The organism is Paenibacillus sp. HB172176 (assembly GCF_011947265.1).
Taxonomy (GTDB): domain Bacteria; phylum Bacillota; class Bacilli; order Paenibacillales; family Paenibacillaceae; genus Pristimantibacillus.
Genome location: NZ_JAATHD010000024.1, coordinates 23,224 through 38,511, shown reverse-complemented (window position 1 = coordinate 38,511; position 15,288 = coordinate 23,224). Strand labels below are relative to the sequence as shown.

The 15,288-nt window shown below is 52.7% G+C and carries 13 protein-coding genes and 2 pseudogenes; 6 read left to right on the top strand and 9 right to left on the bottom strand.

What is annotated here, in order from left to right; all coding sequences use genetic code 11:
- Positions 1 to 22 precede the first annotated feature (22 nt).
- From HFP08_RS23415 to HFP08_RS23395, 5 genes are all read right to left on the bottom strand, one after another.
- Entirely contained in the window at positions 23 to 1,765 is a 1,743-nt protein-coding gene (locus tag HFP08_RS23415; RefSeq protein WP_168123052.1) for an ABC transporter ATP-binding protein, read from the bottom strand.
- A gap of 552 nt (positions 1,766 to 2,317) precedes the next feature.
- Positions 2,318 to 2,524 carry a cold-shock protein gene (locus HFP08_RS23410; protein WP_168123051.1) on the bottom strand — a complete coding sequence of 69 codons (207 nt, stop codon included), beginning with the start codon at positions 2,522 to 2,524 and terminating at the stop codon, positions 2,318 to 2,320.
- Between the two features lie 386 nt (positions 2,525 to 2,910).
- Positions 2,911 to 3,669 carry a hypothetical protein gene (locus tag HFP08_RS23405; protein ID WP_168123050.1) on the bottom strand — a complete coding sequence of 253 codons (759 nt, stop codon included), beginning with the start codon at positions 3,667 to 3,669 and terminating at the stop codon, positions 2,911 to 2,913.
- A gap of 137 nt (positions 3,670 to 3,806) precedes the next feature.
- Positions 3,807 to 4,598 carry a membrane protein insertase YidC gene (gene yidC / locus HFP08_RS23400; protein WP_240941781.1) on the bottom strand — a complete coding sequence of 264 codons (792 nt, stop codon included), beginning with the start codon at positions 4,596 to 4,598 and terminating at the stop codon, positions 3,807 to 3,809.
- A gap of 2 nt (positions 4,599 to 4,600) precedes the next feature.
- Positions 4,601 to 4,957: a hypothetical protein gene (locus HFP08_RS23395; RefSeq protein WP_168123048.1), complete on the bottom strand. Its 357-nt coding sequence runs from the start codon at positions 4,955 to 4,957 to the stop codon at positions 4,601 to 4,603.
- Positions 4,958 to 5,193: 236 nt separating this feature from the next.
- Between HFP08_RS23395 and HFP08_RS23390 the strand changes: the two genes are divergently transcribed.
- From HFP08_RS23390 to HFP08_RS23375, 4 genes and pseudogenes are all read left to right on the top strand, one after another.
- On the top strand, positions 5,194 to 5,358 hold the full coding sequence (locus HFP08_RS23390; RefSeq protein ID WP_168123047.1) for a hypothetical protein: 165 nt from the start codon (positions 5,194 to 5,196) through the stop codon (positions 5,356 to 5,358).
- Positions 5,343 to 5,942 carry a transporter substrate-binding domain-containing protein gene (locus tag HFP08_RS23385; RefSeq protein ID WP_168123046.1) on the top strand — a complete coding sequence of 200 codons (600 nt, stop codon included), beginning with the start codon at positions 5,343 to 5,345 and terminating at the stop codon, positions 5,940 to 5,942. Before HFP08_RS23390 ends, HFP08_RS23385 begins: the two co-directional genes overlap by 16 nt.
- Positions 5,939 to 6,304, top strand: a pseudogene (locus tag HFP08_RS23380) (amino acid ABC transporter permease); the annotation flags it as partial. The gene HFP08_RS23385 and the pseudogene HFP08_RS23380, both read left to right, overlap by 4 nt.
- Positions 6,297 to 6,629: pseudogene (locus HFP08_RS23375) on the top strand (ATP-binding cassette domain-containing protein); the annotation flags it as partial. The pseudogenes HFP08_RS23380 and HFP08_RS23375, both read left to right, overlap by 8 nt.
- A gap of 770 nt (positions 6,630 to 7,399) precedes the next feature.
- Here the strand turns inward: HFP08_RS23375 and HFP08_RS23370 are convergent.
- Positions 7,400 to 9,235: a cation:proton antiporter family protein gene (locus tag HFP08_RS23370; protein WP_168123044.1), complete on the bottom strand. Its 1,836-nt coding sequence runs from the start codon at positions 9,233 to 9,235 to the stop codon at positions 7,400 to 7,402.
- A 179-nt stretch (positions 9,236 to 9,414) separates the two neighbouring features.
- On the opposite strand from HFP08_RS23370, the gene HFP08_RS23365 reads away from it, so the two are divergent.
- Entirely contained in the window at positions 9,415 to 9,936 is a 522-nt protein-coding gene (locus HFP08_RS23365; RefSeq protein ID WP_168123043.1) for a TetR/AcrR family transcriptional regulator, read from the top strand.
- Between the two features lie 346 nt (positions 9,937 to 10,282).
- Positions 10,283 to 11,689, top strand: a complete 1,407-nt coding sequence (locus HFP08_RS23360; RefSeq protein ID WP_168123042.1) for an MFS transporter — start codon at positions 10,283 to 10,285, stop codon at positions 11,687 to 11,689.
- A gap of 119 nt (positions 11,690 to 11,808) precedes the next feature.
- Here HFP08_RS23360 and HFP08_RS23355 read toward each other — a convergent pair whose 3' ends face one another.
- From HFP08_RS23355 to HFP08_RS23345, 3 genes are all read right to left on the bottom strand, one after another.
- The gene (locus HFP08_RS23355) at positions 11,809 to 12,753 is read right to left on the bottom strand and encodes a carbon-nitrogen hydrolase family protein (RefSeq protein WP_168123041.1); all 945 of its coding nucleotides are present in this window, start codon (positions 12,751 to 12,753) and stop codon (positions 11,809 to 11,811) included.
- A gap of 600 nt (positions 12,754 to 13,353) precedes the next feature.
- Positions 13,354 to 14,367 carry an ABC transporter ATP-binding protein gene (locus HFP08_RS23350; RefSeq protein ID WP_240941778.1) on the bottom strand — a complete coding sequence of 338 codons (1,014 nt, stop codon included), beginning with the start codon at positions 14,365 to 14,367 and terminating at the stop codon, positions 13,354 to 13,356.
- 13 nt (positions 14,368 to 14,380) lie between these two features.
- Positions 14,381 to 15,277, bottom strand: coding sequence for an ABC transporter permease (locus HFP08_RS23345; protein ID WP_168123039.1), 897 nt, complete (start codon positions 15,275 to 15,277; stop codon positions 14,381 to 14,383).
- Between the last annotated feature and the right edge of the window lie 11 nt (positions 15,278 to 15,288).

The window sequence follows — 15,288 nt, the reverse complement described above, 5'->3', positions numbered from 1 at the left end:
CTTCTTTCACTTCCTCTCTTGCTCAATCAATCGCCGCTTCCAGCTGTTGTCTGTCATACTGCTCGCGGTACCAACCGCCTTGTTGCAGGAGCTCTTCATGCGTGCCCTCCTGCGCGATTCGTCCATCCTCCAGCACGATAATCCATTCCGCATGCTGCACCGCGGACAGACGATGCGTCGTGATGAGCGTCGTTTTGCCGGCGCGTTCGGTGCGAATGCCTTCAATAATCTCCGCTTCCGTCTTCGCGTCCACCGCGGACAGCGCGTCATCCAGAATGAGAATCTCCGGATTGGCGATGAGCGCCCGTGCAATGCTGACGCGCTGCTTCTGTCCGCCGGAGAGAGCGACGCCCTTCTCTCCCACCATCGTATCTAGCTTATCCGGCAGGAACGCAATATCCTTGGCGAAGGACGCACGCTCGAGCGCGTGCTGAAGATCCTCCTCCGTCGCGTTCTTGCTTCCGAAATAAATATTGTCCCGAATGGACTTCGAGAACAGCACCGGCTGCTGCGGCACGTAACCGATCCAGCCTAGCAAGCGGTCAATCTCCACTTCTTCGAGCGGAACCTCCGAGATTCGGATTTCACCTTCGCCTTTCGGATATTCGCGCAGCAATTGCTTAAGCAAGGTCGTCTTGCCGCTTCCCGTCCGACCAACGATGCCGAGCGTCTCGCCTTGCCTCAGCTTCAGCGTCACAGCCTCGAGATTATTCGATTCGGAGGAGGGATAGCGGAACGTGACCTCCTTGAACTCCAGCACGGTCGGCTCGGACACGGCAACAGGCTGCTCTGCGCCAAGCACATCCGGATGGTAGCCAAGCGTTTCGTTCACCCGATCGAGCGACGCATTGCCCCGCTGCATAATATTGATCAGCTCGCCGATCGCGAACATCGGCCAGATCAGCATGCCGAGGAAGACGTTGAAGGATACAAGCTCGCCGAGCGTAATTTCGTTATGAAAAACAAGAAAACCGCCATAGCCGAGGCCGATCAAATAACTGCAGCCGACCAAAATCTTCATCGTCGGCTCGAAGAGCGCGTCGATTTTGGCGACCTCGATATTTTTGCCGAGCACTTCCTCTGTCTTCTCCGCGAACTGCTTCTCGCTCGCCTCCTCTTGCACATACGCCCGGATGACCCGCACGCCTGCTACGGTCTCCAGCACCTCGTCATTCATTTCGCCGAACGCATTCTGCGCACCCATGAATTTCTCGTGAATCTTCTTGCCGAAATAGGACATGGCAAGTGCCATAAACGGCAATGGAATGAGCGCCGCCAGCGTCAGCTTGAAGGATATGCCGATTGCCATGACCGCAAGAATCGTCAGCATGAACAGCGTGGAATCGACCAAGGTCATAATGCCGAAGCCCGCCGTGTTCGAGACCGCTCTAAGATCATTCGTGGCCCGCGCCATCAGATCCCCTGTCCGATTGCGCTCGTAGAAGGTCGGCGTCATGCGCAGAAAGTGGCTCATCAGCCGATAACGCAGCTTCCTCTCGAGCACGAACGAAGCGCCGAACAGATAATAGAACCAAACGTACGTGATCAGATACCCCGCGATTGTCAGGCTCCCCCAGAAGATCGCGATGCGGTAAAAGTCCGCGTCGCCGATCGTATTCTGGCTGAATCCGTCAATCACATAACCAAGCAGCCAGGGCGGCACGATATCCGTAATGCCCGCAAGCACGAGGAATCCGATCGCGATGAAGTATCTCTTCTTCTCCATCTTGAAAAACCAGCCTAATTTCCCCAATACACTAAACATTCCTGTCTCACACCTTCCAAAATTGCACAAGTTTCCTTGCACCATCATCATAAACACAAAAAAAGAAGCATGCCGCCGTAACGACACGCTCCCCTCGCATAGACAGTACCCGATCAATTCCCGAAAGAATCCATTGGTCTGCTTAAGACGCAGAAGAGGCGCATGATTACGGAAACGTAATCTGCGCCCCTGAATGATGTTTGCCAACATCTCTCAGATTAAAAGCATAAATCGCGCGGACGGATTACGTGTATTCCCATTCCAAACGGGTTTTCAATTGGATGACCGTTATGGCTATGCATTGCTCTTTGATGAAAATCGTCAAAAAACCTCATGGGACGTAACCCTCCTCTCGATTGAAATCTACTTGCAACTTTACCATCATGATCTGCAGACTGTCAACCGTCAAAAATGGTTTAAAACAAACTTCGCACCGCTCTTTGCGGAATGCCGATTTAAGGAAAGCCGCCTTGGACGCGGCAATGCCTCCATGCATGCAACCGAAGTCGATACATGGAGGCATTGTCTAGGCTTAGAAGCGACCCATCAGGATCAGCTTCTTACTTCAGCGGTTGAATTGGCCAGAGCCGGCAGCATTCTCTCTTCGCTAACCATTGGCTCATTGCATATGACGCAGCTCGGAACGCGCTCGAACGAGAAATTATCTCTCATCCAGCTGTTGCAGCCCTCGGTTTCGCATGCCCATATCTTCGTATTCACTTGAGGAACTTCTTCTAACGGCTTTTTACGATTATACATGGATAGCCTCCTTCGCACCTACGCAAACGATCTTCACCGTTTGCTGGGATTTCAAGCTAATCTTTCCAATCATCAAGCCGACGCCGCCTCATCGCAGATCCTCTTGCGTGGCAGCGTATAAAAAACGGAAAACTGCCTCGAACGAGATGTAAGAGGGCAGTTTTCGTCTATTCGCGCTGTCGCCTGCGACAGGTGGGTTTAGGTTTTAGGAAATATCCATTATTGTACCATGTTAAGCCAAAAAAGGCAAACAATAAGGACAATCAAACAAAAGATCATACGGATATTCCCCTTGATGATTCGCTGTGGACAACTTATTTATATGCAAATGGTTGGAGGATTATACCAAGTTAAAGGTTGCCGCCAACATCGAAGGAAATTGAGGCTCATGAAATCTGCTTCAGTATGATATCCTTCAGCTCTTGTGTCGCGATTGCGTCAGGCGAGATGGCATTGTCGCCGGCCCAATACACAATGCGATAGGAGGTGCCGTCATTCAAGTGAATGCGAAGAAATTGGGATGAACGGTTATGCTTGATTAATCCAAGTTCATGCAATTTCCCTCTACCCAAATAGGCAAGCGACAGATATTCCGTTTCAAAGTCCTCAACGGCTTTATCATCGAAAGCGGAAATCATCTCCCCATCCTCTGAGCTTTCATAGCTGATTCCCGTTATTCGCCCCGCAATATCCATTTCATCTTCAATCGTTCCTTCATGTGAGCTGCCCCCCGATTGATAGATCTTCCCTTTCGCCATCAGTCGGAATGACGGATCATAATCGCCTGCCGCATAGACTGGCGTGCCTATTGAGAGATAGGTCGCATCACCGTTTTTCATGCGGTAGTCCGCACAAGCATGACCCATCAGTGAATAGTTAATCTCGCCGAGAAGCTCCCCTTCTTCCAGCATCGCTTCCTCCTGTTGATCCACCGCATCATAGAATCTGTCGTTCCAATATATAGCGTCCATGTAGTCTATTTCCGCATCCGGGCATGTCTTGGCGGTTGCTGCAGCAGCAATCCGATTTTCTGTGTTGAAGTCCGTACCAGTCTTTCGCATCGTCCCGATTATGCTTTGCGGAATGAACAGAAGCAGCAACAAGAAAGCCAAGGCTCCTATTCCCATCAGCTTATTCTTATTCATCAGGCAACTCCTCCACATTTACAGCATCTAACAGATTCAGACGACAAGAAGGCTTGAATAGTTGCGTCGTCAACATGAAAAAACCCTCCTCCAAGTTGAAAGGGAAGAGGGCTTGTACTGTTAAGCGGAATGCAAGATCAGCTCGCGTTCTCCACGATCTCCACACGCTGATCCATGCGATTCATCATGCGGCGCAGCACATAGGATTGCACGATAAGGAAGGTACCGCCGGTTACCCAATACAAAGCGATCGCGGCCGGAGCGAAGAATGCGAAGACGCCCATCAAAATCGGCGAGAGATAGCCGAGCGCTTGCATTTGTTTCATGCTGTCCGCTTGAGGACCTGAGGCTGCCGTCGAATTCTTCTGCTGAACCTTGAATTGCACGAGATAAATGAATGCCGCCAGTACCGGCATAATCATATCCGGCTCCCCCAGCTTGAACCAGAGGAACGAATGCGTCGCAAGCTCCGGCGTAAGACGTATGGCCGAGTAGAGCCCCATCAGAATCGGCATTTGAATCAGCATCGGCAGACAGCCTATTGCCAGCGGATTCACGTTATGCTCCTGATAAAGCTTCATGGTATCCTGCTGCTTCTTCGCGCGGGAGTCCGGATCCTTCTTATCCTTATACTTGTCCTCCAGCAGCTTGAGATGGGGCTTCAGCTTCTCCATCTTCGCCTTCATCGTATGCTGGGACTTGTACTGTCTCATCATGAACGGGAATAACACGAGCCGGATAAGCAAGGTCATCGCCATAACGGCGATGCCGTAGTTGTCGCTGAACAAGGTGGCGAGCCACTGAATGAGCTCAGACATCGGATAGATGACATAATGATTGAATACGCCCGGCGTGTCGCTGTTAATGACACCGGATTTCGGACCGCAGCCCGTCAAGGTGAGCATGCCGAACAGAACTACGGCTAACAAGGCTAGACGATTTTTTCTGGTTTTACGTGTATGGGACGAAGGTGAGATTGTACTATTGTTAGGCATAAGGAGCCTCCTCGTTTGTTTGTAATGCGATGGGCAAACGAGGCTTTGCAATCTGTTTCGTCGCTGTCCGGCGACTCCTTCCGCTTCACATGTCGGACCAGCCAGCGCTGAATGACGGTCGACATGATGATCCACTGCGGATGCAGCACAGCGATTATGACTGCTGCGGGTTCCTGCTCCCAGTTCGTCTGAACCGTTGTATTGAAATGCGAAGCATAAGCGTACGCTACCGTGCAGAAAAGACTGATGGACAGCAGATACGGCAATAGCTCCTGTAGCTCCAGCTCAAACAAAGCAATCCCTCCCTTCTATCGAATCTCGTGTTGTGTTTTTAGTAATACGCAATGCATCTGGATATAGTAACAAGAAATGCTATACCTTACGATAACTGAAAGAGGTTGCTATGCGCAAAATCCTTCTACGAAACAGCTATCTGCTGCTGATTTCCTTCGCTATTGCTGTTATCGCCGGAGGTTTCTTCCTCCAGAGCTGAACTAGGCGCTCCGCCGCTCAAGCCGCGATCCAGCATATGCTGCCGGCATCAACGGAAGATACGCCGCTCTCGTCGCCGATTATCCCGACGAAAGGCATACTGGACATGGGCACGTCGCACGATTACGCGCCGTACGAGAACGTCGATGCCAACAATGGCGGCGAAATCGTCGGCATGATATCGACATGGCCAAGACCATAACCGCCCGGCTCGGCTACAAGCTGGAAATCTCCAGCATGGATTTCAACGGTCTGATTGCCGCTTTGCAAGCCGGACGCGTCGACTTCGTCACGTCCGCCATGTCAGCAATCGATGAACGGAAGCAAAGCGTCGATTTCTCGTCTCTCTATTATGTCGCCAGGAACACCATCATGTCCAGTAGCAAAGACAGGATGGAAACAACTGATGACTTGAGGGGAAAGCTGGTCGGCACTCAGCTCGGTTCGACGCAAGACGAGTTCGCCAAGCCCTTGAAGGATATCGAGATTAAAGCGCTCAATCGAATTCCCGATTTGATTCAGGAGCTGAAGGCGGGCCGCATAGACGCCGCAATCGTCGAGGATGCGGTTGCCGTCGATATGACGTCGGCGAATCCGGATTTGGTCATGAGCCTCCTGCCCGCCGAAAGCTCCGGCGACGGCTATGCGCTTGCTTTCCCGAAGGGCTCCAAGCTTGTAGCAGACTTCGATCAAGCGCTTATAGAGATGAAGAACAGCGGGCAGATTGAAGAAATTACGGATAATTGGTTCGCAACGGACGAGGGGGATACGGACAGGATTGGTTGAATTTGGACTTCAGCATTCTGAAAGGGTACGTCCCCTACTTGCTGAAGGGCGTTTATGTGACGCTGCTGTTCACGCTTGTCTCCGCCTTGTTCGGGTTCGTGTGGGGGACCGTTCTGTCTCTATTCAAAATATCGGGCATGAGGCCGCTCGAATGGTTCGCTACCGTCTATACGTCTATCTTCCGCGGCACGCCGCTTCTGCTGCAGCTCTTCCTCATCTACCACGCCACGCCGCAGCTGTTCCGGTATATCTCGCCGCTGATGGCCGCCGGGCTGGCATTCGGCCTTAACTCTGCAGCCTATCTGTCGGAGACGATACGGGGCGGCATCATGGCCGTGGACCGGGGCCAGCGCGAAGCGGCGAGTGGCCATCGCGCGCAGCCTGGAGATGGAGCCGGATATTATGCTGTTTGACAAACCTACATCGGCGCTTGATCCCGGGATGGTGAAGGCGGTGTTGACCGTCATTCAAGGACTGGCATGCTCTGGCATGACGATGCTTATCGTGAGGCATGAGATGAAGTTCGCACGGAATACGGCGGATACGATTTACTTTATGGATGATGGTCAGTTAGTGGAAAAGACGGAGCCCGAGCAGTTCTTCTCCGCACCGCAGAGCGAGCGGGAGGGCGGCGAGGTTTCTGGAGAAGGTGCTGTGAGGTGGTTTGACGGGACAAGGCGGGGGTGAGGATTTGAGCACAATTAAGCCCGCCAACCAACGATTTCGCATATGACTTAAGACGGATTTTTCGACTTGCAGGCGTTCGCACACGCTCTGGCTGCTTTCCAAGTCGATTCGACTTGCAGACGTACGTACACGCTCTGACTGCTCTACAAGTCGATTTATTCGACTTGCAGGCGTCCGCACACGTTCTGACTGCTCTACAAGTCGATTTATTCGACTTGCAGGCGTCCGCACATGCTCTAACTGCTCTCCAAGTCGATTTATTCGACTTGCAGACGTACGTACACGCTCTAACTGCTCTACAAGTCGATTTATTCGACTTGCAGGCGTTCGCACACATTCTAACTGCTCTACAAGTCGATTTATTCGACTTGCAGGCGTCCGCACACGCTCTGACTGCTCTACAAGTCGATTTATTCGACTTGCAGGCGTTCGCACACGTTCTGACTGCTCTCCAAGTCGATTTATTCGACTTGCAGGCGTCCGCACACGCTCTGACTGCTCTCCAAGTCGATTTATTCGACTTGCAGGCGTCCGCACACGCTCTGGCTGCTTTCCAAGTCGATTTATTCGACTTGCAGGCGTCCGCACACGTTCTGACTGCTCTACAAATCGATTTATTCGACTTGCAGGCGTTCGCACTCGTACTGCAACTCCAACTACTAACAAAGCGCCGCATGTTCATCATTGAACATGCGGCGCTTTCTGCTGTTGCTCCCAACCTATTCACTCTCCGTATCCCGATACAGTTGGAGCCAAGGTTCTTAGATCCGTCAAGTCACATGCTTGCGGAACGCTTCGACGCTGGCGGCGGTCCCGCTGACGAGCAAACCATCGCCAACGCGGATTTCCGTATTGCCATGCGGGATAATAAAGGCTTGTCCGCGATAAATCCGCAGAATAAGCAGATTCTCCAGCCCCGGCAGCTGACGAAGCACCGTTGACGAATAAGGCAGACGCTGCACCTTCACCTCGAAGATTGTGCCTTCGTCCTCGGACAGGAGCTTCAGCGCTCCCGGGCTGTCGATCAAGGCGCGAAGCACGGTGCGCGCGGCGTACAAGGTCGAGAACACCTCGAACGATTCATTCGCGAGCTCTCCCTGCAAGCCGGCCCCTTCAATTCGAACGAGCAGCCGCTTGTCCGATTCGGCGCTCACCTTCTTGGCCAGACGAATGTTGAACTCATCATCCATTGTCGCGATAACAATGCAATCCGCCTCGAAAGCTCCGTTCTGCCTCAAAATCGCTTCTGTCAGCTCCGCGACCTGATAGGCGAACTGCGGAATCCGCTGATTCGCATTAATCGGGTTATCCTCCGGGCTAGATGCCGTATATACTCGAATATCATAGATATCCTCGTTCGCCAAATCCTGCGCGACCGGAATCGTAACGTGATTCAACCCGATAATGGAGATAATGCGTTTCTTCTCCTTCGGCTTCGGCGAGAGCTTGTTGAACAGCACCGGAAAGAGCAAGCAGCTCAGTATCGCGACCAAAATCAAAGCGCCGTGGAACGACTCGCCGATAATGCCCAAATCAAGCGCAAGCGTGGCGGCGGCGATCACCAGACTCAGCTTGGATGAGAGCAGAATGCTGGAGCTGATCACTTCGCGCCAGCTGAACCATTTTTTCAGGATAAGCATTGGAATGATCTTCGCGAGGAACATCATCACCAGCAGCAGAGGAATCGCCAGAAGCACTTTCGTATCCTCGAACAAATAACGCAGTTCGAGCTTCGCGCCGACCATCACGAAGAAAATCGGAATAAGAAAGCCGTAGCCGAAGGACTCGAGCTGATGAATAAACTCTTTCTTCGGACGCAGCAGAGACACGATGATTCCCGCGAGGAAGGCTCCAAGAATATTTTCTACGCCCAAGGATTCCGACAGGAAAACAATAACCATGATCAAGGTGAAAATCGCTCTCGTGCCGAACTGTATCGAGCTTTCTCCCAGCACCTGGAACACCTTGCCCTTCGCGAACTTGCGCACGAACAGATAAATCAGGATAACCAGGCAGAAGAACAGCAGCAGATACATGAGCTGAGACAGATTTTCGGAGAGAATGCTCACATAGAACGCCAGCAGCAGCATCGTGAAGAAATCGGCAAGCACCGTGACGAGCAGCAGCGTCTGACCGAGACTCGTGCTGAGCATCTTCCTCTCCTTGAGCACCGGAACGACAACGCCGAGCGATATGGTGCTAATAATCAGCGTCGTTAAGAATACGCGATCGACCAGGCCCATGATGACAAGCGTCCACGCAAGCACACCGGAAATCACCAGAACTCCTGCAAAAATAATAATCGACGTCGATAGCGGCTTAATCAGCTTTGTGGATGATTTCGGTTGCTTCGCAAAGGAACTGAAATCAATCTCCAAACCGCTCAAAAACATCAAATAGATGAAACCAAGCAAAGAAAGCAGCTCCACCCAAGGATCGTTGCCGACGAGGTTGAACCCGCTCTTGCCGATAATGAGTCCTGCGATGATTTCCGCCACCACGACAGGAATAACGCGCAGCCGAAGCTGATACAACAGGATAGGAATAATGAATGATATTGCGACAACCAGTATGAGGCTTCCCAACGATCCGTCTCCAAGTTCCATCTGATTCCTCCTCACCCACACCATGGCGGAATTTGTCTATTTTCAACTATACTAGCGGAAAATAATGCAAATCACAAATGAATTCACTCACTTCGTTTCAAATTGATGATTGACAAAGGCAAGCCGATTATGTTATTTATTTATTAGTCAATAAATAATGCTTAAGGAGCTCTGCCGCTATGACACCCAAAGACGAAGCCAGCCTTAATCGTAAAGAACAAATACTCGATGCCGCAGCCTCGCTGTTTGCCGAGAATGGCTACTATAAGACCACAACGGCGAAAGTAGCGGAAGCAGTCGGCGTTACACAGCCCTATGTGTTCCATTTCTTCCGGACGAAGCTGTCGCTTTATCTCGCTGTGCTGGAGAGAGCATCCAGGAGCATTATTGAAGCCTTCGCCGCCGTCGAAGCGCCTCCCGACATGCTGAAGGAAGCTTTGGGAAGAGCTTTTATTGATCTGCTGGAGAGCCGCCGCGATGAAATTTTGCTGGTGATGATGGCTTATACGACTCCGGAAGCGGAGGTTAGGGAATACGCGCACAATGAGTTCGATATGATCTACAAGCGGGTTAAGGCTCGGTTCGAGCAGGCGGGCATCGAAGACGCCGACGATATGGCCAGCAACTTCATCAGCCAGGGCTTGCTGATCGCCATGTCGGAGACACTCAATCTGCCTCATCTCTGCCAATGGAGGGATTAAGGTTATTCGCTCGTGTACGGTTCCATTTTGAAGCGGCACATTTCATTAAGAAGCAGCGCATACGTTTGATTGTGTTGCTTTTTCTTAGTGGAGTTATTTATTTATCAATAAATAAAATGAAATAGCGCATAAGCTGGATTTCGTCCCTTACATCTCTCGTATTCACTCAAATTTCTCGATAACGCATGAATTATGCTGGAAAAATTCCTGTATATCAAGCAGAAAACGGTAACTCGGTCGCTTGTTGCGAACTGCAACGAACAACAATAAGTAAATGAGTCTATATTTTTTACCTCTCATTTATTTATCAATAAATAATAAATTGGATAAAGGAGTGTTCCTTCCTATGTTTACTGCAACACGCGTCAAAATTCTCGTCGTCACCTGCGTTGCCTTGTTCATGGCCATGCTCGACAATCTTGTGCTCGGCGTCGCTCTGCCCTCCATTCAGGAATCGTTCCACGCCAGCATGTCGGATCTGGAATGGTTCATGAATGCGTACACGCTCGCCTTCTCCGTGCTGCTCATCCCGTTCAGCGTGCTCGGGGAGCGATTCGGGCGCAAGCGCATGTTCTTGTTCGGCATCGCGATCTTCACGATCGGCTCCGCTATATCGGGTATGAGCGAAAGCTCCATTCAGCTCATTCTCTCCCGCGCCCTGCAAGGCGTCGGCGGAGCAGCCATCGTACCGCTTAGCTTGACGCTTGTGAATTCAGCCTTCCCTGCGGACAAACGTGCTGCCGCGCTCGGCATCTGGTCCGGCATCTCCGGTCTGGGCCTGTCCATCGGCCCCCTTGTCGGCGGCCTTATCGTGAACGGCGCCGCATGGCAGTTGATCTTCTGGGTGAATGTTCCCGTTGGCGTTCTCGCCTTCCTTCTTGGCCTGAGATGGCTGCCGGAGGCTCGCGGCGAGAAGCGTCCAATCGATCCGCTCGGCATAGCGCTGCTCGGAGCCGGACTGTTCGGCATCGTCTTCGGACTGGAGCGCGGCAATGAAGACGGCTGGGGCTCCGCCACCGTACTGTCGCTGCTCATCGGCGGCGCCCTCCTGCTTGGCCTGTTCTATCTATGGGAGAGGAACCGCAAGCAGCCTTTCATCCGCTTCGAGCTCTTCCGCAGCTCGAAATACTCCAGCTTGGTCATTGCAGGCTTCTGGATGAATGCCGGCATCTTCTGCGCGATCTTCCTGCTCACCCTGTTCCTGCAGCAGGCGCAAGGCTATTCCGCGCTGGAGGCCGGCATTCGCGAGATGGCCTGGACCGGCTGCACGATGATTGCCGCGCCGCTCGCGGGCCTCGCTGTCGGCAAATTCGGCACCCGCGTCGTGCTTACCACAGGCCTCGCGCTGCAAGGAATCGCACTGCTAGGCTTTGGCTTCCTCATCATCTCGCAAGGCGTCGACTTCCCGTTCCTCTACATGCTGCCGTTCATGATGATGGCCGGAGCGGGCATGGGCCTCAGCTTCACGCCGATCTCCCACGGCATCCTCTCCTCGGTTCCCGAGGAAGCGGAGGGTGAAGCAAGCGGCATGAGCAATGCGATGCGCGAGCTCGGCGGCGTTTTCGGCATCGCCATCGGCGGACTTGTATTCCAATCCGGCGCGGCAGTTCAATCCGCGTCCGATTTCGGCGATCATGTCGTTCCCGCGCTGTTCGCCGGAGCGGCCATGATTCTGGTCAGCCTGATCAGCGTTGTGATCGTGCGCGGCAGAAGGGCTGCGCTCCAGCCTCTGGCGGCGGGCGAAGCCACGTAGAGAATCACGACCCGAATGCAGTTGTTCCAACGGAAGCGGCTGCTCTAAGTGAAGAAAACAAAAGCCTCCCCCTGAAAACCTGCTTGCAGGCTTTAGGGGGAGGCTTTTGCCGACGCCGATTATACCGCAGTCGGCTTCTTGAGCGCGGCTTCCAGAACCTTGTTCTCCGAGCTGACGGACCACTTGCCCTTCTCCGTCAGGTCGCCAAGCAGCCTCGCATAGATGTCCGGTCTCCAATCGGGCACGCCGGTCAAGGGATTGTCCTGGAACATCGTGTTCAGCAGTCCGCCGGATTGCGACAGATCCAGTGTCGCCATGACGATCGCTTCCTTGTTCTCGACGGGCTCGCCCTTGAATTCCGAGCCGAACTTGTTCGAAGGCCCGACAATCATGCTCGCGCCGGGGAAATAGGCGTCCAGATCCTGTCCGACCAGATTCGAGCTGGCCACGAAGGTTCCATTCTCCAGGCTGCGGGATTTCAGCGTAGAATAGTAGAAGTCCTGCCAATTCTCCACATTGTGCAGCGCCGTGGGATTCAGATAAAGCCTTGATCCCAGCGCCGTATAATAACGGACCAACTCGGGGAAGCAGTAGGAATCATAGCAGATGCCCACGCCGACCGGCCCCCAAGGCGTATCGAACATCATCGGCTCGCTGCCTTTGGTCGCCCACAGCGATTCCTGCGCCGCCGGATGAATTTTGCGATAGGCTCCTATTACGCCCTCGGGTCCGATAACCGCAGCCGAATTATAGATGACATCATGATGCTCGGGATCGCGCTCCGGCATGCCGAGCACGACATAAACGCCGTACTCCTTGGTAAGCTCGGCCAACATAAGCGTCGATGCGCCAGGCACGGTCTCTGCATTGTCGCGCTGCATGGTCGGCGTCATGTCCTTCACATTGTAGCCGGTCAAAGCCATCTCCGGAAACAGAATAATGTCCGCACCTTGGTTGGCAGCCGACTTCACATAGCCTGCCATGCGCTGCAGATTGCTTTCCTTCTCTCCCCATCTCGCCTGGAAGTTAATTGCCGCCACCGTCACGATATCTTGAGCCTTCATACATCCCATCGCCCTTCTATTTGTTGTTTTGTTTTATGGCTCTCAAGTTAGCTCAGATTCCACATCCTTTGATGAGTTCGGATGGCTAACGAAACCTCATAGCGCTATATGTCCTTTTTCTTCATGATTAGAACTCTAACGAATATCTATAAGCTTATTTACCGTTTCTGAGCTTCAAAATGCCTTCCCTTGTTGCAATAGCAATATGAATCTTCGTTAGATTCGTGGAGCAGTCGATACAGAGAGTTTAACGCTGTGAGTCTTCGTTAGATTCTTCTCAGCTTCTTTCTGAGCTATCTTGATAGCCACATTTTGTTTTGCACCTTCACCTCGTAAAGATGAGCATGAGAGATGGCGCTTCTGCAACTCCTCGTGTTCTTGAATCCGTGAATGCGTTCGAATGACTGCGAGCCGGAAAAGTTCAGAAGTGATTATAAAGGTCATCCATGTCCATTACGCGGCGTATTAAAGGATTCACAGAATGTAACGGTCGCGGGTGGCCGTTAGAGACGGAAATAGCTGATTATTCCACTGTTTTCCCCTCTAGCGGCCACTTGTGTCCGTTAAAAATCAGAAACGAGTAAAAATCGCTTCTAACGGTCAACGGCGGCCGCTAGAATTCGGTACTTCGTCGATTTCCCCTTGATTCGGCTTAACGAGGAAGCATGCCGCCTCATGTCCGGGCGCCGCTTCAACCATCGGGGGAGACGCCAGCCCGCATCGCTCTTCCGCAAAGAGGCATCTCGTACGGAAACGGCAGCCGGATGGCGGATGTAGCGGGCTTGGCAGCTCGCCCTTCAGCGGAACAACCTCCTCCATCATGCGGGAGTGGACATCCATCGACGGAGCGGATTTCAGTAAAGCCTGGGTGTAGGGATGAACAGGCTGCGAGAACACTCTCGATTTCGGTCCGCGCTCCACCACTCTTCCCAGGTACATCACCATCACTTCATCGCTCATATATTCCACCACATGCAGATCATGCGAGATGAAGATAAGCGAAAGCTCGAACTCGTCCTTCAAATCCTGGAACAAATTCAAGACCTGCGCCTGCACCGATTTGTCCAATGCGGACACGGCCTCATCGGCAATCACGATCTCCGGATTCAGTACGAGAGCCCTCGCGATTGCCACCCTTTGACGCTGACCGCCGCTTAAATGATGGGGAAGCTTCGCGGCATAGGATTTCGGCAAGCCCACAGCATCCAGGAACTTGCCCGCCTGCGCTCTTGCTTCCGCTTGCGACTGCGCATTCGCCCATAAGGAGAAGGCGACATTATCCAGCACCGTCAGCTTCGGATTGAGAGAGGAGTAGGGATTCTGGAACACCATCTGGATGTTCCTCCGCATGCCGAGCATGTCCTTCTTGCTCAGTTGCATCAAGTCCGATTCACGGTACAGCACCTCCCCCGCGTCAGGCTCGATCAGTCGCATGACCAGCCTTGCCAAAGTCGATTTGCCGCAGCCCGATTCGCCCACGATGCCGAGCGTGCCCTTGCGTTGCAGCGTGAAAGAAACATTATCGACCGCAGACACGCCGCCCTTTCTTCTGCCGAGCATATTCTTCACCGGAAAAGTTTTCGAAATATGATTCACCTCTAAGATCGGCTCCATCGTGTATCCCCCCTTATCCTTTGCTGTCCAGCACATCCGATAGCGCGTCGGAAAACACATTCATTGATAGAGAGGTCAGAAAGATGAATAAACCGGGCACGATCGTCACGATTGGATCAATGAAGATTACCTGCTTCAGGTTGTTCAGCATAAAGCCCCATTCCGGCGTCGGAGGCGCAACGCCCAGACCAAGAAAGCTAAGACCCGAGGCCAGAATCAGACAAATGCCGATCTGCGTCGTGCTGTACACGAATAAGCGATTGAAGATGTTCTTGATAATATGGAAGCGGATGATCAACCCGGAGCTTGCGCCGCTGGATACCGCGGCTTCAATATATTCCTCCTTGCCGACTTCCTTCACCGCCGTCTCCGCGATTCTGGCAATCGGCGGAATGAAGACAATCGTTGCCGAGATGATAATGTTGCTCATGCCCGGTCCTAGGGAAGCGGAAATGCCGATGGCGAGCAGAATCGCCGGGAACGAATAGACAATATCGAGCGAACGCATAATGACCGTATTCAGAATGCCTTTAAAATATCCCGCAATAATCCCGAGTCCGCCGCCGATAACGACGGCCATGAGAATCGGAGCGATTCCGGACAAAAGGCTGTACCGGCCGCCATACAAAATGCGTGACAACAAATCGCGCCCTTGCTCGTCCGTGCCAAGCAAGTGGCTTGGCGAGCCGATAGGCAGCAGCCGTTCGCTCACCTCCCCTTCATAGGGATCATACGCTGTGAGCAGCGGAGCCGCGAGACAGCTCAGCACGATAATCAGCAGAATGACAGAAGCCGCGACAGCCGTTTTCCTCCGAAGAAAGGCGTTCCAAAGCTCTGCCGTTCTGGACGGTTCCTTCGACTTCCCGGCCCAGACGACGGGCTCCTTCATCGCTTGAACATTGGATTCCATAAGGCCACTCC